The 18,160-nt window shown below is 67.8% G+C and carries 16 protein-coding genes and 1 riboswitch; of the genes, 8 read left to right on the forward strand and 8 right to left on the reverse strand.

All coding sequences use genetic code 11. The annotated features are described in order from the left end of the window. Positions 1-84: 84 nt before the first annotated feature. The 3 genes from GM1_RS17910 to GM1_RS17920 are packed head-to-tail and all read left to right on the forward strand — an operon-like array spanning position 85 to position 3,345. A complete protein-coding gene (locus GM1_RS17910; protein WP_040520622.1) occupies positions 85-1,803 on the forward strand; it encodes an adenylate/guanylate cyclase domain-containing protein in 1,719 nt (572 codons plus the stop codon). A 2-nt stretch (positions 1,804-1,805) separates the two neighbouring features. Next, entirely contained in the window at positions 1,806-2,687 is an 882-nt protein-coding gene (locus tag GM1_RS17915) for an oxidoreductase (protein WP_008381181.1), read from the forward strand. A gap of 28 nt (positions 2,688-2,715) precedes the next feature. Next, a complete protein-coding gene (locus GM1_RS17920) occupies positions 2,716-3,345 on the forward strand; it encodes an alpha-ketoglutarate-dependent dioxygenase AlkB (protein WP_008381182.1) in 630 nt (209 codons plus the stop codon). A 4-nt stretch (positions 3,346-3,349) separates the two neighbouring features. Here the strand turns inward: GM1_RS17920 and GM1_RS17925 are convergent, their stop codons facing one another. The 3 genes from GM1_RS17925 to GM1_RS17935 form a co-directional block, all read right to left on the reverse strand. Beyond that, positions 3,350-4,504, reverse strand: coding sequence for a pyridoxal phosphate-dependent aminotransferase (locus GM1_RS17925; RefSeq protein ID WP_008381183.1), 1,155 nt, complete (start codon positions 4,502-4,504; stop codon positions 3,350-3,352). Positions 4,505-4,584: 80 nt separating this feature from the next. Then, the gene (locus GM1_RS17930; RefSeq protein WP_008381184.1) at positions 4,585-6,219 is read right to left on the reverse strand and encodes a DNA repair helicase XPB; all 1,635 of its coding nucleotides are present in this window, start codon (positions 6,217-6,219) and stop codon (positions 4,585-4,587) included. Positions 6,220-6,273: 54 nt separating this feature from the next. Further along, positions 6,274-8,610 carry a helicase-associated domain-containing protein gene (locus GM1_RS17935; protein WP_008381185.1) on the reverse strand — a complete coding sequence of 779 codons (2,337 nt, stop codon included), beginning with the start codon at positions 8,608-8,610 and terminating at the stop codon, positions 6,274-6,276. A gap of 69 nt (positions 8,611-8,679) precedes the next feature. Between GM1_RS17935 and GM1_RS17940 the strand changes: the two genes are divergently transcribed. Continuing rightward, entirely contained in the window at positions 8,680-8,868 is a 189-nt protein-coding gene (locus GM1_RS17940; protein WP_040520613.1) for a hypothetical protein, read from the forward strand. Between the two features lie 162 nt (positions 8,869-9,030). Here the strand turns inward: GM1_RS17940 and GM1_RS17945 are convergent, their stop codons facing one another. The 3 genes from GM1_RS17945 to GM1_RS17955 all read right to left on the reverse strand — a co-directional run bounded on the left by GM1_RS17945 (position 9,031) and on the right by GM1_RS17955 (position 10,852). Then, positions 9,031-9,672 carry a transglycosylase family protein gene (locus GM1_RS17945; RefSeq protein ID WP_008381187.1) on the reverse strand — a complete coding sequence of 214 codons (642 nt, stop codon included), beginning with the start codon at positions 9,670-9,672 and terminating at the stop codon, positions 9,031-9,033. A gap of 6 nt (positions 9,673-9,678) precedes the next feature. Continuing rightward, positions 9,679-9,860, reverse strand: a riboswitch (cyclic di-AMP (ydaO/yuaA leader). A 276-nt stretch (positions 9,861-10,136) separates the two neighbouring features. Further along, a complete protein-coding gene (locus GM1_RS17950) occupies positions 10,137-10,646 on the reverse strand; it encodes a flavin reductase family protein (RefSeq protein ID WP_008381188.1) in 510 nt (169 codons plus the stop codon). Next, complete coding sequence (locus GM1_RS17955) at positions 10,643-10,852, reverse strand: hypothetical protein (RefSeq protein WP_008381189.1); 210 nt, start codon at positions 10,850-10,852, stop codon at positions 10,643-10,645. The genes GM1_RS17950 and GM1_RS17955 overlap by 4 nt, the downstream gene beginning before the upstream one ends. A 117-nt stretch (positions 10,853-10,969) precedes the next feature. On the opposite strand from GM1_RS17955, the gene GM1_RS17960 reads away from it, so the two are divergent. Then, entirely contained in the window at positions 10,970-11,398 is a 429-nt protein-coding gene (locus tag GM1_RS17960; RefSeq protein ID WP_008381190.1) for a cold-shock protein, read from the forward strand. A gap of 80 nt (positions 11,399-11,478) precedes the next feature. On the opposite strand, the gene GM1_RS17965 is transcribed toward GM1_RS17960, so the two are convergent. Continuing rightward, positions 11,479-12,072 carry a DUF2771 family protein gene (locus GM1_RS17965; protein WP_008381192.1) on the reverse strand — a complete coding sequence of 198 codons (594 nt, stop codon included), beginning with the start codon at positions 12,070-12,072 and terminating at the stop codon, positions 11,479-11,481. Between the two features lie 35 nt (positions 12,073-12,107). Beyond that, on the reverse strand, positions 12,108-13,901 hold the full coding sequence (locus GM1_RS17970) for an MFS transporter (protein WP_008381193.1): 1,794 nt from the start codon (positions 13,899-13,901) through the stop codon (positions 12,108-12,110). A 188-nt stretch (positions 13,902-14,089) separates the two neighbouring features. Here GM1_RS17970 and GM1_RS17975 point away from each other — a divergent pair, with 188 nt between their 5' ends. Genes GM1_RS17975 through GM1_RS17985 form a run of 3 tightly spaced genes read left to right on the forward strand, consistent with a single transcriptional unit; the run spans position 14,090 to position 18,150 of the window. Next, complete coding sequence (locus GM1_RS17975; RefSeq protein WP_008381195.1) at positions 14,090-14,860, forward strand: DUF3027 domain-containing protein; 771 nt, start codon at positions 14,090-14,092, stop codon at positions 14,858-14,860. Continuing rightward, positions 14,844-17,555 (forward strand): sacsin N-terminal ATP-binding-like domain-containing protein, encoded by a 2,712-nt coding sequence (locus GM1_RS17980; protein ID WP_008381196.1) that lies wholly within the window; start codon positions 14,844-14,846, stop codon positions 17,553-17,555. The genes GM1_RS17975 and GM1_RS17980 overlap by 17 nt, the downstream gene beginning before the upstream one ends. Next, on the forward strand, positions 17,536-18,150 hold the full coding sequence (locus tag GM1_RS17985) for a phosphatase PAP2 family protein (protein ID WP_008381198.1): 615 nt from the start codon (positions 17,536-17,538) through the stop codon (positions 18,148-18,150). The genes GM1_RS17980 and GM1_RS17985 overlap by 20 nt, the downstream gene beginning before the upstream one ends. The last annotated feature ends 10 nt before the right edge of the window (positions 18,151-18,160 follow it).

The following is an 18,160-nucleotide window of genomic DNA, read 5'->3' on the forward strand; positions in this document are numbered from 1 at the left end:
CGAGTGATCGCGCACACCCTGTCACCTCCCAGGTATTCGGTACTCTCTCCAGAGATCGAAACAACCTGGGAGGTGATGCGTTTCATGACAAAACGTCAGCGAGAGAAGGCGCATCGCATCGCCGACCGGATGGATCGCCGTTTCAAGACGATGGTCATGCTCGGCGGGCTCAACGCACAGGGGCGCGACCGTGACGAGGTGGAGATCCTCGAACTCGACCCGCAGACGCGCAAACGATTTGCTACCCGTGGCCTGCTGATCGGCGGCATGATCGTCGCGGGCGCCAAGGTGCTCATCGGCGTCGAGACGTTCGTCGCGGTGCTGCTCGCCTTCAACGGCGGACGTTTCGAGATCCACACCGACGCCGACATGGGCGCCGTGCTGGCAGCCTTGCTCGTCGGCACCGTTGCCAGCGTCGTGGCCTCGATCTTCTTCCTTCTTCCGCAGTACCGTTGGTTCGTCACCGCGGAGCCCGCCGACGCACGTCGCAGACGGGACGTGGTCCGCATACCTGCGAGTCTGGTCGTCGCCGACCTCCTCGGTTGGATGACGGCGTTCGGCGTGTACGTGACGATCTCCGACATGCGACTGGTGTTCGTGCTCGCGGTGGGCGGCGCGTTCGCGCTCGCCGCGATCACCTCGTGCTCCCTCACGTATCTCTTCGCCGAGAGCGCTGCGCGACCCCTCGCCATTCTCGCGATGCGCGGGTCCACGTCGACTCGCGTCGTCCATGGTGTCCGCGAGCGGATGATCGTGGTGTGGGTCGTCTCGTCGGCCGTGCCGATGGTCGGTCTGCTGCTGGTGAACCTCGGTCGTGGCCTCGGCTGGGTCCCTCCCGTCGCAGGCGCCGTCGACTGGACGGTGATCCTGCTCGCGATCATCGCGCTGACATCCGGCGCACGTGTGGTCGGTCTGGTGAACCGAGCGATCGCCGACCCGCTGAACGACATGCGCGAAGTGGTCGAGGCCGCGCGCAACGGTGACATCTCGCAGCGCGTCGCCGTCTACGACGCCTCCGAGCTCGGCGTGCTTCAGGCGGGCTTCAACTCGATGCTCGACGGCCTGGCCGAACGTGAACGGATGCGCGACATCTTCTCGCGGCACGTCGGAGATCACGTCGCCCAACTCGCCCTCGAACAGGACGGCGAACTCGTCGGATCCAACACGGACGTCGCCGTCATCTTCGTCGACATCACCGGGTCCACGGCTTTCGCCGCGGACCGTGATCCACGTGAGACGGCCGTTGTCCTCAACGCGTTCTTCTCGATCGTCGCCGACGTCGTCGACCGGCACGGCGGCTTCATCAACAAGTTCGAGGGTGACGCCGCATTGATCGTCTTCGGTGCGCCCGCGCCTCTGCGCGACCCGGCACTGGCCGCGTTGACCGCAGCTCGTGAACTCGGCGCGGAGCTCAGTGAGCGTCTGCCCCTCGAATGGGGGATGGGCGTCGCGTACGGACGCGTGTTCGCCGGCAACATCGGGGCGAGGACCCGGTACGAGTACACGGTCATCGGCGATTCGGTGAACGAGTCGGCCCGCCTCTCCGACCTTGCGAAAGAGGGCTATTCGTCGGTCTATGCGAGCCGCGCCGCGATCGAGGCGGCCGCGGAGGACGAGGCTGTGCGGTGGAAGCGAGTCGACCGGCAGGTGCTGCGGGGCCGCGCCCACGTGACTGAGATCTTCGCGCCGTCCGAACTGCTCGTTCGCCACGAGCCGCCGTCTCTCGGTAGTGTTCTCGCCGATCTGGTCAAGTTCGCCATGCCCGGCGAACGGACGTCGAGGGTCACGACCAAGGAGGCGTAAACGTGGGTGGCTGGAGCCGCGACGACATTCCCGCACAGCACGGCCGACGCTTCATCATCACCGGAGCGAACAGCGGGCTCGGCGCCGAGACGGCGAAGGCCGTTGCCGCTGCGGGCGGCCAGGTGACCTTGGCCTGCCGCAATGTGGCCAAAGCACGGACAGTCGCCGAACAGATCGGTCCGGCCGCCACCGTTGCAGAACTCGACCTCTCCGACCTGGCCTCGGTGCGTGCCTTCGCCGACACCGTCGACGAGGCGGACGTCCTGGTGAACAACGCAGGCATCATGGGCGTCCCGTACGGGCGGACGATCGACGGCTTCGAGATGCAGATGGGCACCAATCACCTTGGGCACTTCGCGCTGACGGCACTGTTGATTCCGAAGATCACCGAGCGAGTGGTGGTCCTCTCGTCGATCGCCCATCGCTTCGCTCGCATCGACGTCGACGACCTCGGCTACGACCGACGCACGTACCGCCGCGCCATCGCGTACGGCGACTCGAAGTTCGCGAACATGCTGTTCGGGCTCGAGCTCGCCCGCAGGTTCGAGGCGGCGGGTTCGTCGAAGATCGCCGTTCTGGCCCACCCCGGCTACGCGTCGACAGGCCTCCTCGGCAAGACCGAGACCACGTTCGACTACGTGATGAAGGCGGGCGATCTGTTGCGCGTCGGTCAGACGCCCGCGATGGGAGCTCTGCCTCAGCTCTTCGCGGCCACGTCGCCCGCGGCACGGAACGGCACGTACTACGGTCCTCGGGGCCTTGGCGGACTCCGCGGCAAGCCGACGGTGGCGCGGACCAGGCGGGCGGCATCCGATCAGGATCTTCGCGATCGGCTGTGGTCGGAGTCGGAGCGCTTGACCGGAGTCGAGTTCCCCGCCGTATGAATCTTCGAACAGGTGTACGATCACCTGTATGGCCGCGGGACTTCAGGCGTCGTTGTTCGACACGGACTCAGACGCGCCTGCGCTGACCTCGCTCGCGCGCGGGATGCGGCGGACCGAATTGGCCGACGGCGCCTGGGTCGATCTGCGGCCCGGTTGGCTGCAGGGGTCGATGGAACTGTTCGACGGTCTCCGCACCGATGTGCCGTGGCGAGCCGAAGAACGTCGGATGTACGACGCGACAGTCCCCGTGCCACGTCTGCTCGCGATGTACCTCGATCGGGATCGATGGCCGCATCCGATCCTTCGCGCTGCGCGTGCCGATCTCAGCGACCACTACCGCGACGAGTTGCCGTCGGGCTTCGCGACGGCGGGCCTCTGCCTGTACCGCGACGGTTCCGACAGCGTCGCGTGGCACGGCGATCGCATCGGCAAAGGCAGGTCGCAGAACACCCTGGTCGCCATTCTGTCGCTTGGCGCTCCCCGGCCACTGCTGCTGCGCCCGCGCGGCGGGGGAGCGTCCCGCCGATTCGTCCTCGGGTCGGGCGACCTCCTCGTCATGGGAGGAAGCTGCCAGCGGACGTGGGATCACGCCGTCCCGAAAGTCTCCGGCGCCGGCCCGCGGATCAGCGTCCAGTTCCGTCCCTCCGGCGTCTTCTGATGCCCTACAGCGTCCGCAGTCGACGGGCGGCTTCGGCGATCGCGTCGTCGCTCTTGGCGAAGGCGAAGCGGACCATGTGACGCCAGGGGCCGGCATCGTCGACGAACGCACTGATGGGAACGGCGGCCACGCCGATGCGTTCCGGGAGTTCGCGGCAGAACGTGTCGCCGTCGGTCACTCCGAGCGGCCTCGGGTCCGCGCACACGAAGTACGTGCCCTGGCTTCGGTGAACGCTGAAACCTGCGTCGGTCAGTGCGGTCGACAGCATGGTGCGCTTCTCGCCGAGGGCGACGGCGTCGTCGCGCACCCAGTCCATCTCGTTCCGCAGCGCGTGGGCGATCGCCGGCTGGAACGGCCCGCTCCCGACGTAGGTCAGATACTGTTTGGCGGCCCTGGCCGCGGCGATCAGCTCCCGCGGACCGCTGATCCAGCCCACCTTCCACCCCGTGACGTGAAAGGTCTTGGCGGCGCCGGAGATCCGGAGAGTCCGCTCCTTCATGCCGGGCAGGGTTGCCAACGATCGGTGGACCGCCCCGTCGAAGACGAGATGCTCGTACACTTCGTCGGTGATCGCGACGACGTCGTTCGCGATGCACAGTCGTGCGATCTCGGCGAGATCGTCGTCGGACAGGATGGTGCCGGTCGGGTTGTGCGGCGAGTTCACGATCACCGCGGCCGTCGTCGGGCTGAACGCCGCAGCCAATGCATCACGGTCGAGCCGGAAGCCGTCGCCGTCCGGAACCAGCGAGACGGTTCGGCGGACACCGCCCGCAAGGGCGACAGTCGCCGCGTACGCGTCGTAGTACGGCTCGATCATCACCACCTCGTCGCCCGCGTCGACGAGTCCCAGGACAGCGCCTGCGATCGCTTCGGTGGCGCCGACGGTGATCAGGACGTCGGTGTCCGGGTCGTACGCGAGGCCGTAGTCGTCGAGTTGCTGGGCGGCGACGGCCTCACGCAGTTCCGGGATCCCCGGGCCGGGCGGGTACTGGTTGAATCCGTCAGTGATCGCGGCGCGCGCGGCGTCGAGCATCGACTCCGGGCCGTCCGAGTCGGGAAACCCCTGTCCCAGGTTGACGGCGTCGTGCGCCACGGCGAGTGCCGACATCTCAGCGAAGATCGTCGACGTGAACGGCTGCATCCGGGCGACCAAGGGCATGGCGTCAGCGTACGCACCTCGTCGACGACTTCGGCACTGTCTACCGCGCTGTGCGCGGTAGACAGTGCCGAAGTTGCGAGCTAGAGGTCGGCGGCGTCGATGATGCGGTAGGCGTAGCCCTGCTCGGCGAGGAAGCGCTGCCGATGGGCGGCGTAGTCGGCGTCGAGGGAGTCGCGAGAGACGACGGAGTAGAAGTGCGCCTGCCCGCCGTCGGCCTTGGGGCGCAGGAGACGCCCGAGGCGCTGCGCCTCTTCCTGCCGCGAACCGAACGTGCCCGACACCTGCACGGCGACGGACGCCTCCGGCAGGTCGATGGAGAAGTTCGCCACCTTGGAGACGACAAGCGTCGACAGTTCACCGCGACGGAAGGCGTCGAACAACTTCTCTCGTTCGGCGTTTCGAGTCGAACCCTGGATCACCGGGCAGTTCAGTGCTTCGCCGAGTTCTTCGAGCTGGTCGATGTACGCGCCGATCACCAGTGTCTGGGCATCGGAGTGGCGGCCGAGGATCGACTTCACCACCGACATCTTCGACCGCGCCGTCGAGCAGAGCTTGTACTTCTCCTCGGCTTCGGCGACGGCGTACTGGAGTCGCTCCTCGTCGGTCATCGTCACTCGGACCTCAACACAGTCGGCGGGGGCGATCCATCCCTGCGCCTCGATGTCCTTCCACGGTGCGTCGTACCGCTTGGGGCCGATCAGGCTGAACACATCGCCTTCCCGGCCGTCCTCGCGGACGAGTGTCGCGGTGAGTCCGAGCCTGCGGCGTGACTGGAGGTCGGCCGTCATGCGGAACACCGGTGCCGGAAGGAGGTGGACTTCGTCGTACACGATGAGTCCCCAGTCTCGGGAGTCGAACAGGTCGAGATTCTTGTACTCGCCCTTCGACTTCCGAGTCATCACCTGATACGTCGCGATGGTCACCGGGCGGATCTCCTTGCGTTCGCCCGAGTACTCTCCGATCTCGTCTTCGGTGAGCGATGTGCGAGCGACGAGTTCACGCTTCCACTGCCGACCCGCGACCGTGTTCGTCACCAGGATCAGAGTGGTGGCAGCGGCCTTCGCCATCGCGGCGGCGCCGACCATCGTCTTACCCGCACCGCACGGCAGGACGACCACTCCCGAGCCCCCGGCCCAGAACGAGTCGGCGGCAAGTTCCTGGTAATCGCGCAGTGCCCAGCCGTCCTGCACCAGATCGATCGGGTGCGCTTCGCCGTCGACGTACCCGGCGAGGTCCTCGGCAGGCCAGCCGACCTTGAGCAGCACTTGCTTGAGGCGTCCCCGCTCCGACGGATGCACCACGACGGTGTCCTCGTCCAGGCGATCGCCCAGCATCGGTGCGACCTTCTTGTTCCGGAGGATCTCCTCGAGCACCGCACGGTCGAACGAGACCAGCGTCAGCCCGTGGGCGGGATGCTTCACCAGTTGGAGCCTGCCGAACCGACCCATGGTGTCGACGATGTCGACGAGCAGCGGCTGGGGGACGGGAAACCGGGAGTAGGTGACGAGAGCGTCGACCACCTGCTCGGCATCGTGGCCCGCGGCGCGCGCGTTCCACAGCGCGAGCGGCGTGACCCGGTAGGTGTGGATGTGTTCGGGCGCGCGCTCGAGTTCGGCGAACGGAGCGATCGCCGCCCGCGCCTTGGCGGCGTCCGGGTGATCCATCTCCAGCAGGAGGGTCTTGTCCGATTGCACGATCAACGGTCCGTCAGTCACCCGACCATTGTTCCTTCCCGGCGCAGGTCCCGGCCACCTCGGGTCCGTTCGGGTCTACAGGAGTTCGACGCGGGTGATGCGGTGGAGGGCGAAGCGGACGTCGGCGTCGCCCGCCTCCTCATCGGCGACGAGTTGCCCGGCAGCCAGCGATCGAGCCTTCACGACGTGTCGGCTCGCGCCGCCCTGGGCGTCCACGTACCCGATGCGTAGCCGTCGGCCTGTCTGGAGCGCGAGCTGGATCAGGGTGGATGTCGTCTCGCCCGAGCCGGACGTCGCCTGCGCGGTGATCGGGCCGTCGGCCCGGTCGGCGGTGCGCATGCGGGTCACCACTGTGCTCGCCTGTCCTGGGCCGATCCGCCCTCGTTTCGCGGGTCGTCTGGAGCCCGACTGGCGCGCGGGTACCCGGACACCCGCACTGCGGAGATCGACGAGGGTGCCTGACGAATCCTCGCCCGCGGGCGCGAAGCCGGCACCGCGGAGTCTCTCGATCACTTCTCGCAGGGGCGCCGCTGACACCGCGACGGTGGGGGCCAACGCTCGAAGCGCGAGCTCTGCGGCGGCGTCGCTGCGCAGGACTTCGGTGAGCATCGCCGCATCGTCGCAGCGGACGAACGACGACGCGACGCCGACCCGGAGGCTTCCGTGACGGCGGGCGACGTCGTCGATGAGATACGTCAACGACTGCGGCACCGGAGTCTTCGAGTGTTCGGTGAACAGAGCTGACAGTTCTGCCGCGGTGCGTCCGGAATCCAAGGCACGGCGTACACCGTCCTCGGTGACGCGGTACACCGATGCGGCGCCACCGGATTCGAGGTCGGCGACCAATGCCAACCGGTCGGCGAGCGACGGTGTCAGCGGGCCGGGCACGGTGACCGTGAAATCGGCCTGGACCAGGAAGTAGTCGATCGGTTCGGGCAGTGACGACGCCATCGTGGCGACGAGCGCAGTGGAGTCCTCGGCGTCCGGATCCAATTCGAGCAGCGCTCGGCCGGCCGACGTGAGACTCCCGTGCGCCACGAGTCCGAGTTCGGTGGCCTCGCGCAGCGTCTCGCCGACCACACGACGCGAGAGCCGCCGGAGCTGGCGCGGATGCCGCCACCCGAGCAGTGCGACCAGGTCGTCGACGCTCACCGGTACCGATCGCTCGGTCTCGGTCAGCGGAGCGAGCACGGTGCGCCGCAGCAGTGGTGCGGCTGCGTCGAACGACTCCGACACCAGTGCGCCGATGATCGCGCCGTCGCGGTCGGTCTCACCGATCTGCCACGGGCGACGAGGCAGATCGAGCCACGCGGTCGCCATGGTGGCCCAGCGACGTTCCGGATCCTGGTGTCGCCAACCGTCGACCGCGGTGGTCGGTGCGAACACCTCGTCTGTAGACAACGCGTCCATCGTCTCGGGCACACCGGCGCCGATCAGGCGGGCGGCGGCGAGGACCTCGACCAGCAGGCCGATGCGGGTGACGCTGACTCCGAGGGACTTGGCGAGACGGCGGAGCTCGCGCACTCCCATGCCGCCCGACCGCAGGACCGCGGCCGGGGCGTCGCCGAGCGCTCCGATCAGGTCCGCGGTGTGTCGGAGCAACTCCAGAGCTTCTCCGGCACCGGCGGCGTCGACGTCGAATCGGGACGGATCCCCGGCGAGCACCGGTTCACGGAGCGTCGCCGTGATCAGCGGCGGTTCGCCGCGCAGCACCTGCCCGACCTGGGGAGGAAGCTCGACCGTCTGCTCGTCGACTCGAGCCAACAGATCGGCGGCGAGGAGCCGGGGGACCGGCGCAGAGGGGTCAGCGTCGGGCGCGGCGTCCCGCGACCGTCCGAGGGCCGGTCCCTGAGCCAGCGTGGTCAGCAGTTCGCGTGGACGTTCGTCGAGTGCGGCCACTCGGTCGGCGATGTCGGATGAGTCGACCGAGGCCATCGGCCCGAGGAGATGAGGAGCACGCCAGGGGAGTGCGGACGGGAGGTGGCTCGCCGCCACCCAACTCGTCGCCTTACGACCGGACGACAGCCCGGACGGCCAGATCAGGGCCCGCTCCGACAGATACGTCAGCCGCGCGTCCACATCGGCGCGCAGTGCACGCCGACCGAGTCGGGAGACGATGTCGTCTCGACTCACCGGTCCGAGTAGATCGTGATGGCTGTCCCCGGGCCGCTCCCTCTCTGCCAGCCGAGCGCAGTCGAGGAACGCCTCGACGACCGCCACGCTGAGAAGATCGAGCCCTTCACCCGCGAGCGCGATCGACGCCGCCGACATCGCGCGTTGCGCCAGCACACCGGTGCCGCGGGGCGGCGGCGACGCGAGGTCGGGGCGTCGGACCAGAAGCTCGACGAGCTGATCGTCCGACCGCGACGCCAACTCGTCGGATGACGTGCGCAACGACGGGTCCGGACTCATTCAGTCCATGTTACCGATCGGGACAGATGTACCCGGGTGTGTAGTCCCGCCGGACCGTCGCATGGCAGAATGATCCACGTGGCTAAGAAGAATGGATACGTGGACGCGGGTTGGCCCGAAGAGGCCGGAGACGACCACGCTGTGACCGAGCTCCTCGCGCACCTCTCGGGTGCACTGTCCCCGTTCGGCGACACGCAGTTCCCGCTGCCTGTCGACGACCTCCCGTACATTCACGCGAAGACCGTCGTCAATCGCTGACGCCACTCGCAGACACTCCAACGGCCCCCGCTCTCTGAGCGGGGGCCGTTGTCGTTGTGTGGGTCGACGACCGTAGGCCGTGCCCAGCAGCGAGGCGAAAGGCGAAGACCCCCGCTCCGGAAATCGGAACGGGGGTCTTCGGGTGATGCTTTGGGGTGGAGATCAGAACTTCAGGAGGCCCTTGTTCTGGTTGAACAGCTTGACCTGGTCCTTGGTGAGGTCGTAGCCGGAGTCCTTTGCGGCCTTCCATGCGTTGCGGACCTCAGGGCTGACGTTCGAGTCGTCGAGCGCCTCGTCGACCTGCTTCTTGGCGTCGTCGCTGGTCTTGGCGTCGCCGGCCTTCGACAGGTCGAAGCTCTTGTCCTCAGCCTTGGGGGCCGTCTTGGGGGCAGCCTTCGGGGTCGCAGGAGCAGTGCGTGCGCTCGGGCCCGAGAGGACGGTGCCGCAGGTGGGCCATGCGCCCTTGCCCTGGGTGGCGAGAACGCGCTCGCCGATGGCGATCTGCTGCTCGCGGGTCGCCTGGTCGGCGGTGGGAGCGTACTGGCCGCCACCGTTGGCGGTCCAGGTGCTCGGGCTGAACTGCAGGCCGCCGTGGTAGCCGTTTCCGGTGTTGATGGCCCAGTTGCCGCCCGACTCGCACTGTGCGACCTGGTTCCACTCGGCGTCGGTGGCAGCCGAGGCGTGGCCTGCTCCGCTGAGGAGGGCTGCACCGCCGCCGATGCCGCCGATGACTGCCGAGGTGACGGCGATCTTGGCGAAAGTCTTGGTGTTGCTGGTCGTCTGCTTCGAGTGACGTCCGGTCATAGTGTGTTTTCCTCTCTCCACGCGCCTACGAGGTGAGCTGTCGGGTTCGGGCGAGAGGTGCCCGGCCGGCGGGTTCGGCGTGTGCCTAGCCGCGGACTTAACCCCAAGGCGGTCGATTGCTCGTCCGCCGGGTCTCACGGGGAGATGGTGGGTCCCCCGTCCTCGCTCCTGAATTGCTGTGTTCGTTTCCCTGTCCGGCGGAGCGAGGCTTGGCGCGGTCGGAAGGGGCTATTCGGTTGGATGGACATCACCTTCGATGACGACCGACCTGAACACTACGGGTTGGTACTCGCCAGTTCATCTGTTGTTTCTAGGCGCATTTCTACCGGCGAGTAACGCGTTTCGGACACCTGTCGGCGTCGTTGCAGTTCACGCAGCTGACACCCGGTCTGTATCCGGTTCGTTATCGTCCCGTTATGTGACAAGGATCACATTCAGATTGAGACTCGCGCCACGTCGTTGGCTCAGGATTGTGTTCGGCGGGCTTCGAGGGCGCGGAAAGTCGACGCGTGAAATACGAGTGGTTCGACGCTCGGATCGCTGCGCAGAGCATGAATCCGCAGGAGGACCACGTGGTGGTCGCCTGCGGGAATCTCCTGTAGCACCGAGCAGTCGAGGTGAGCCGCGGCCCCGGAGATCATCAGGGCTCCCGATTCGGTGACGAATCGCTTCACCGAATCGAATCGTTGCTCCGGCGGACCCGCCAGGCGGCGGCAGATCTCACCCTGGTGTCCGGCGAACACGCTGACCCCGAGACGTTCGGCGGTCGTCAGTCGAGGCCACGTGGTCGATCCGTCGCGAACGCACACCGACACCAGCGGCGGATCGAGCGACACGGTGGCGAAAGAACTCGCCGACATCCCGACGTCCTCGCCGTCGGACGTCCGGCGGCAGACCGCGACGACGCCAGTCGGGAAGCAGCTGAACGCCCGCTTCAGCGCGGCTTCGTCTGATGCGGGCAGGAGATCGGTCATCGACTGCGCCGACCGGAGCGCAACGCGAAGACGAGCCCGAGCAGGAAACCGGCAGGAGCGCCCAACGCCACGACGTACAGGGTCGTCACGAGGGCGGTCGAACTGTCGCGTACCGGCGGCAGCAGGAGCGCCAACGACGCGACCATGCCGATTGCGAACAGGATCACCGCAGTGGGCAACAGGCGCGACGGCTTCTGGGTCTCCATGACTTCCACGGTAAACCAGCAGAGTAGAATCGGTTCCAGTGCGTCTCCGCTCTCCTGTCAGCGAGCAAGGGGCGCCTTTTCCATAGCTGGCAGTAGAGATCATTGAGGGTGAGTGCTGTGCCAACCGGCCGAGTGAAGTGGTACGACGCCGACAAGGGCTTCGGGTTCCTGTCGCAGGACGACGGCGACGACGTGTACGTCCGCGCGGACGCGTTGCCGTCCGACGTCGCCGACCTGAAGGCCGGTCAGCGAGTGGAGTTCGACATGGCCGCGGGCCGCCGCGGGCCGCAGGCACTGCGGGTGTCGGTGCTCGAACCCGCGCCCAGCGTGGTCAAGAACAACAGGGAGGCGTCGCGTCGGGAGCACAAGCGCCCGGACGTCGAGCGCAAGAGTCCCGACGAGCTCCACGGCATGATCGCCGACCTCATCACGCTCCTCGAAGGCGCCGTGCAGCCCAGTCTGCGCAACGGCCGCTACCCGGACCGCAAGACGTCTCAGCGCATCTCCGAGGTGGTCCGAGGCGTCACGCGCGAGCTCGACCGCTAGCAATTACGTAGATCGACGATTCAACGACGAACGCGGCTTCCCGGAGGCCGCGTTCGTCGTTGACGGGAGTCGGCTTCCGCTCAGGCACGGGTGTCGGGCAACTCGGTGACGTTCGTGACCGTGTAGCCGTCGGGGCGGGCGTCGACTGAGAAGACACCCCGCATGAGAATCGATCCGTCGGGGGAGTTCAGGCCGTTGGGGGAGTTGTCGAGGACGGTGGCCACCGACTGAATGTCGACACCGAGCAGGACCCGATCGGGGGTGCTTGTGAGTTCCATCGTGTACTTCGAGTCGGAGCGGTTCAACGTGACGACTCGCTGCAGGCCTTTCGGCGTGGCGTACTGCGCAAACGCGAACCACGGCCCGGACGCGATCTCTTTGGGGACCGTCAGCAGCATCGTGGAGCCGACCGGCGTGGCCGCACGCGCCACTTGGGTCGGGACCTGCTTCGCGGTCCGGGGGTCGGCGGGCGTGCAGTCGGTCATGTCTCGCTCGCACCAATACGCGGGCTGCACCTGGACAAAAGTGTCGCCTGCCTGGACTGAGACGGTCGGCACGTGATCGTCGTCGGACGTGACGACGAGGACCGCGGTGAGCCCCGCGATGAGGACGACCACGGCCGCCGCGGCAGCGGCGAGGATCGTCAATGCCTTCTTGTCTCCGGGGTGCTGCACGAGAAATCCTGTCGGTCGTTCGGTGGAATCGAAAGTCAGCGGGCGGTTCGGCGTGTCGGTGCGCCGCTCGGTCCGGTCGGCGGCTGCGCCTGGAACGGAACCGTGGGGGCGGCGTGATCGGGCCTGCGGCCGCCGAAACCGGGAACCATCGTCGCACCTCGACTGGTCAGCACCGTTTGCACGAAGCCGATTCCGACGAGAACCGCGACGACTGTGAAACCGATCGAGAGAGTCGTCGGCAAGACCACGCCGAGGCTCGCGCCGATCACCCAGCACAGCTGCAGGACGGTCTCAGAGCGGCCGAACGCCGATGCGCGAGACTCTTCGGGGAGATCGTCCTGGATCGCCGAGTCCATGCAGACCTTCGCGATCGCACTGGTCGCGGAACCGATGAAACCGGCCACCACCACGAACACGAGCGAGCCGAAGATCGCAGCGAGAACACACGCGACGAAGGTCGCTCCGGTGGCGAGCAGCACGATCTTCGTCGGATGCTTCAGTTCGAGGCGCGTGCCGAGGCCGTTGCCGAGGAAGTTGCCGACACCCGCTGCCGCGCCGACGGCGCCGAGCATCAGCATCTGCTGCCAACCCGACGTGGTGGGCTGGGCCTTTGCGTAGAAAGCGATGTACAGCGTCAAGAACCCGGTCAGAATGCGGATGGTGCCGTTGCCCCAGAGTCCGGTGACCACGGTCCGACCCAGCGGTTGGCGCATCTTGGCGGCCAGTTCGCGGGAGAAGCTGCTGCCCTTGGGCTGGGGCGCGGTGTCCTCGGCATTCGGATTGCCGCGGTAGGTGATCGTTGTCGGGACCTCGCCCTCCGTCGACTCCACCCATGCCGGGATCTTCATGCAGAAGTACGCGCCCGCGGCGGCGACCAGACACAGCCAGACCATGGCGCCGGGAACATGGAACGGCAACGCCTTGGCCAGCAGGAGCTCGAGGATTCCGGCGATCGCGCCGCCGACCATCGTTCCCGCGACCAGGCCGAACGTGGTGAGTCGCGAGTTGACGCGCACCAGGTCGATGCTCGGCGGAAGCACGCGGGGCGCAACGGCGGATTTGAGGACGCCGAACGATTTCGACAGCACCATGAGGCCGAGCGCCGCCGGGTACAAAACCCACGGCTTGTACTCGAGCTGCATCTTGTCCGAATCCCACGACGAGTTCACGATGATCAGCAGGCCGAGGACCACGCGCAGTCCGAACGTCGTCGCCATGGCGATGCGTCGACCATGCTGAAGCCTGTCCAAGACAGGCCCGATGAGGGGCGCGATCAGCGCGAACGGTGCGATCGTGATCGCCAGATACAGTCCGACGCTCACCTTCGACTCACCGGTCGCCGCAGCGAAGAACAGGGTGTTCGCCAATGCGATCGCCATCGCCGCGTCGACAGCGGTGTTCGCGATCACCGGCAGGGTGAGCGCGGTGAGACCGGATCGGTCGGCGCCGTCGGCGGTCGCCGCACGATGGACCATCTGTGCGCCGCGCTCGGTGAAGTACTTCGACCGACGAGCCATCACACGGACGACGGTGACCTTCTCCGGCGGAACGTACTCGGCGTCCTTGCGTCGGCTCGCGCCGTCTCGATCGAACGCCGCGGTCTGCTCGTCGAGCGGATCCGACTGCGGCGGGAGCGGCGGAAGGTGCGGATTGTGGGTGCGCGGCGGCAGATATCCATTGCTCGCGGGACGCCCGTGATCCGATTCCGGCGCGTCGAACCGCTGAGTGGGGACGCGAGGAGACCGCCGCGGGGCGTCGGCCGGGTAGTTGGCCTGACCGGGGTGCGGCGCGGGGCGACGAGGACGCCGAGCCTGCGGGTCCTGCGGCATCGGGTTCCCCCGGCGGGCGCCGCCGGGTTGGGGACCGCCGGGCGGGGGATTCTGGCGACCGGCCGCCCCACGGTCGTCACGAGATCCACGGGTGTTCACACCATTGATTGTTCCTCATCGGCCCGACAACGGTGGGAACCCATTCCCCTGACGTGCGTCGGCGGGCCCGACTATTGCACACTGGACGGGTGACTGTTGCATTCGAAGCTCCTCGACTCGTCGATGCGGTCGACGTCGCGCGTGCCGCGCTCGTCGCCGAAGGTGAGCAGCCGGGCGCACACACAGGCGCCCGAGCCGAGGGCGATTACGCCGCGACGCACTACTTCGACGCCGAACTGCCCGGTTACCGCGGGTGGCAGTGGTGCGTGGTCGTGGCGGGTGCACCCGACTCGGCCGAGGTCACAGTCAGCGAAGTCGCACTGCTTCCCGGCGGGGGAGCGCTGCTGGCCCCCGACTGGGTGCCGTGGGTGGAGCGCATTGCGCCAGGGGACCTCGGACCGGGCGATCAACTCGCCGCGCCCGCCGACGATCCACGGCTGGTGCCCGGCCAGATCGACACCGAGGACGTCAGCCTCATCGACGCCGACGAGATCGGCCAGGTCGACGCAGAGATCGGCCTCGGTCGCAGACGACTGCTGTCGTTCGAGGGACGTACCGACGCCGCGCAGCGCTGGTTCGACGGCGAGTACGGCCCGGCGTCCGCGATGGCCCGAAACGCACGCCACTCGTGCGGCACCTGCGGCTTCTACTTGCCGATCGCAGGCGCGCTGCACTCCGGGTTCGGTGTCTGCGCCAACGAGTTCGCCGCCGACGGACGAGCGGTGTCCGTCGAGTACGGATGCGGGGCGCACTCGGACGTGACTGAACCGTCCGGGGCGGGCAGCCCGGCCTACGACGCGTTCGACGACGGCGCGATTGAGATCGTCGCGCAGGCCGTATCCGGTGCCGCCGACGCCTGATCGATCCACTGCCGATCCGTTCGGGACGGCAGCACTGCGTGACGCCACGCTGCGCGCATGGCGGTCGTCACCGACTCGCATGGCCGAGGACGCGGCCGCTGAGACGGAACTCGCCGACATCGGGTACCGCGGCCGACTCCTGACCGAACTCGCCGCGAATGCCGCCGACGCCGCAGGGGACGACGGCGTGTTGTGGATCCGCCGTGACGGCGACGTGCTGCGATTCGCGAACACCGGTACTCCGTTGACGCGTGACGGTGTCGAGTCGTTGACGGCACTGCGCGTGTCACCCAAATCGCACGCGGCGACTGTGACCACCGTCGGACGGTTCGGCGTCGGGTTCCGGGCGACGGCATTCGCCGCCTCGGTGACTGTCGCGTCCACCACCGGATCGATCGAGTTCAGTCGGGCGCGGACCGTCTCCGCGACCGGATCACAGGATTCTCCGTCGCAACGTCTCGCGTGGCCGTCCGCCGCCGAACCGCCTCCCGGATTCAGCACCGAGGTGTCGATCGACGTCGGAGACGACGCAACGGCATTGTTCGAGGGTTTCGCCGCGCACGTGCCCGACCTGCTGCTCGAACTCCAGGCGCTGTCGCGCATCGAGCTCGACGACACGGTCTTCACCCGCACCGTCGAGGGCGACCACGTCGTCATCGCCCGTGACGGCGCCGAGTTGCAGCGTTGGCTCACCGCACGGGTCGACGGGACGTCGTGGATGGTGCGCATCGTGGACGGGGCCGTGGTGCCGTGCCGTGACGAGGTACTCCGCAGCCCGACACCCACCGCCGTCGAACTGGCCCTGCCTGCGCGTGTCATCACAGATCTTCCGTTGACTCCGGATCGGCGGGACGTACACCCGGACGCCGACGTGGCGACCGCGGCCCGCGGGTACGCAGACCTCGTCGCGCTCGCGCCGGATCGCGACAAACACCTTCTGGTGCCGCGCCCGACGGTGGGCTCCGGGCGGGTCGACGCCGAGTTGCGCTCGGCGATCCTGTCCGACCTCGCCGATGCCCGCTGGGTCCCCGCCATCGGCGGTGACGCGTTGGCACCTGAACGCACGTGGGTGCTCACCGGATTGTCGGACAGGTTGGCCGAGGTGCTCGGCGAAGTGATGGCGCCGCTGGCGCATCCCGACGTGTCCGACCGGGTCAGCGCGGTGGCGCTCGTTCGGCTCGGCGCTCGTGAACTAGGACTCGCGGACATCGCCGACCTGCTCGGCTCCACGGTGCGCGAACCCGCCTGGTGGGCGACTCTGTACGCCGCACTCGCAGACCGCGTCCACACCGGTGACGAGCGGGAGGAACTCGGCGCGCTGCCCGTCCCGCGCATCGACGGACGCACTCACATCGGTGCGCGGGGCCTGGTCGTGGTCGACGGCCTCGGATCCGACGACGCCGCCCCTGACTGGATGGCGATAGTCCATCCGGACGCGTACGACCCGCTTCTCGATCGGCTCGGGCTCGAGCACTGCTCGATCGCCGACGTTCTCGCCGATCCAGCCCTTGCGGCCGCGATCGATTCCGCCGACGACCACGCCGAGCTCGCCGACTCTGTTCTGCGTCTGCTGAGCGCCGGAGGAATAGCGGAGCAGCAGCCCGGTCTGGGGCGGATCGAGATCAAGGCAGTCGACGGGGACGACTGGCCGGCAGACGAACTGCTGCTGCCGGACGCCCCGATCGCGAACCTGCTCGGTGACGACTCACCCTTCGGGGTAGTCGCGGCCGACGTCGTCGAACGATATGGACAGGTCCCGCTGCGCGCGCTCGGAGTGGGGTGGGGTTTCGGGACCGTTCACGACGACCTGCCGACCGGCCCGGACCACGATCTGCCCGACGAAGAGCAGTGGTGGGACGAGTTCGAGGTTCCCCCGGAACGTCTCGACGCGGTCCGCGACCTCGACCTCGTCGATCCCGGGCGATGGACCGACGCGCTGGCGCTCCTCGCGGACGACCCGTCCACGTCTCAGCTGGTGCACAGCGGCTATACCCGGTGGTGGCTTCGGCGATACGCCGAGATCGACGGCGTTCCGCTTCGCAGGCTCCGGAGCGTCGACGACCTGCGCTTCGCCGGCCTCTTCGATGTGGCTCCGGACTCGGACAGGTACCCGTCGCTGCTGGTGGGCGACGGCCCTGACGATTCCGACGACGCACAGAACTGGATCGAAGCCCTCTCGGACCCTGAGCGTCAGATCAGCGCGGGGGTCGCCGCGCGGGCGCACGCGGCGCTGGTCGCCGCCGTTCGTGACGGCCGCGTGGAGCCTCGTCGTCTCGAGCCGCCTGACGGAGTTCGAACCCTCGACGGATCGGTCACCGAACGGCCCGTCGTGATCGATCAACCGTGGTGGACCGCGGTGGTTCCCGCGGACCGGTCCGTGCTCCCGGGACCGTTGGTGTCCGAGTCCGATGCGCAGATCCTCGGTGACCTCCTCGACGCCGATCTCGCGAGCAGCCTGTGTCGCGCTGTCCCGGTCGGGCAGGGGCGGACCGTGGACGCCGACTCCGCCGAGGCCGCCTGGATCACCGCTGTCGGCGGCCGAGAGTCGCGAGGACCGATCGTCGTCCACGACCGGCTGATCGTCGCCGTCGACCTCGACGGTGAGGAGCGCCATGTCGCCGTCGAACAGTGGGTGGACGACGCCGGAACCACACACTCGGTAGGTTGGACGCGTGATGGCTCCGTTCAGCGTTGACCACCGCGTGACAGACGCGGTGGTGTCCGGCCGTCACGAACCCTGGACGTCGCTCATGCAGTTCATCACCGTGTGGGGTGACACACTGACGCTGTCGCTGGTCGTCATCGGTGTCGTGGTGCTGTCGTGGCTCGCCGGACGGATCGATTTCGCCGTGCTCATCGTTGTCGCATCACTGACCGGCTACGGGCTGATGGTGCTGCTCAAACTGATCTTCTCGCGTGATCGACCGCCGGTCGCAGACCGGCTCATCGACATCGGGGGCGCATCGTTCCCGTCCGGGCACGCCATGATGTCGATGATCGTCTACGGTCTCGGGGCCGTCATCCTGCATCGCGTGTACCCGCGCGTGCGACGTCATGCGTGGTGGCTGCTGGCCGCGCCACTGCTTGTTGTCGGCGTCGGGTTCAGTCGCGTCTACCTCGGCGTCCACTGGTTCAGCGACATCATGTTCGGCTGGCTGTTCGGCCTGATCTGGGTCACGGTGTGGGTCGCCGTGCACGTCCAGGGCTCCAAGCGGAGACAAGCGGCACGAGCAGCGGCCCGTGCGGCCGCGACCGAGCGGGCCGCACGCATGGCGAGCCTCTCGAGCTAGGGCGAGACAC

The sequence above is a fragment of the Gordonia malaquae NBRC 108250 genome (assembly GCF_000344135.1).
Classification (GTDB): Bacteria; Actinomycetota; Actinomycetes; order Mycobacteriales; family Mycobacteriaceae; genus Gordonia; species Gordonia malaquae.

What these genes read in the sequence shown, in the direction of transcription:
- GM1_RS17910 (WP_040520622.1), top strand. Translation starts at nt 85, where the DNA reads ATGACAAAACGTCAGCGAGAGAAGGCGCATCGCATCGCCGACCGGATG.
- GM1_RS17920 (WP_008381182.1), top strand. Translation starts at nt 2,716, where the DNA reads ATGGCCGCGGGACTTCAGGCGTCGTTGTTCGACACGGACTCAGACGCG.
- GM1_RS17925 (WP_008381183.1), bottom strand. Translation starts at nt 4,504, where the DNA reads ATGCCCTTGGTCGCCCGGATGCAGCCGTTCACGTCGACGATCTTCGCT.
- GM1_RS17935 (WP_008381185.1), bottom strand. Translation starts at nt 8,610, where the DNA reads ATGAGTCCGGACCCGTCGTTGCGCACGTCATCCGACGAGTTGGCGTCG.
- GM1_RS17940 (WP_040520613.1), top strand. Translation starts at nt 8,680, where the DNA reads ATGATCCACGTGGCTAAGAAGAATGGATACGTGGACGCGGGTTGGCCC.
- GM1_RS17945 (WP_008381187.1), bottom strand. Translation starts at nt 9,672, where the DNA reads ATGACCGGACGTCACTCGAAGCAGACGACCAGCAACACCAAGACTTTC.
- GM1_RS17950 (WP_008381188.1), bottom strand. Translation starts at nt 10,646, where the DNA reads ATGACCGATCTCCTGCCCGCATCAGACGAAGCCGCGCTGAAGCGGGCG.
- GM1_RS17955 (WP_008381189.1), bottom strand. Translation starts at nt 10,852, where the DNA reads ATGGAGACCCAGAAGCCGTCGCGCCTGTTGCCCACTGCGGTGATCCTG.
- GM1_RS17970 (WP_008381193.1), bottom strand. Translation starts at nt 13,901, where the DNA reads ATGCCGCAGGACCCGCAGGCTCGGCGTCCTCGTCGCCCCGCGCCGCAC.
- GM1_RS17985 (WP_008381198.1), top strand. Translation starts at nt 17,536, where the DNA reads ATGGCTCCGTTCAGCGTTGACCACCGCGTGACAGACGCGGTGGTGTCC.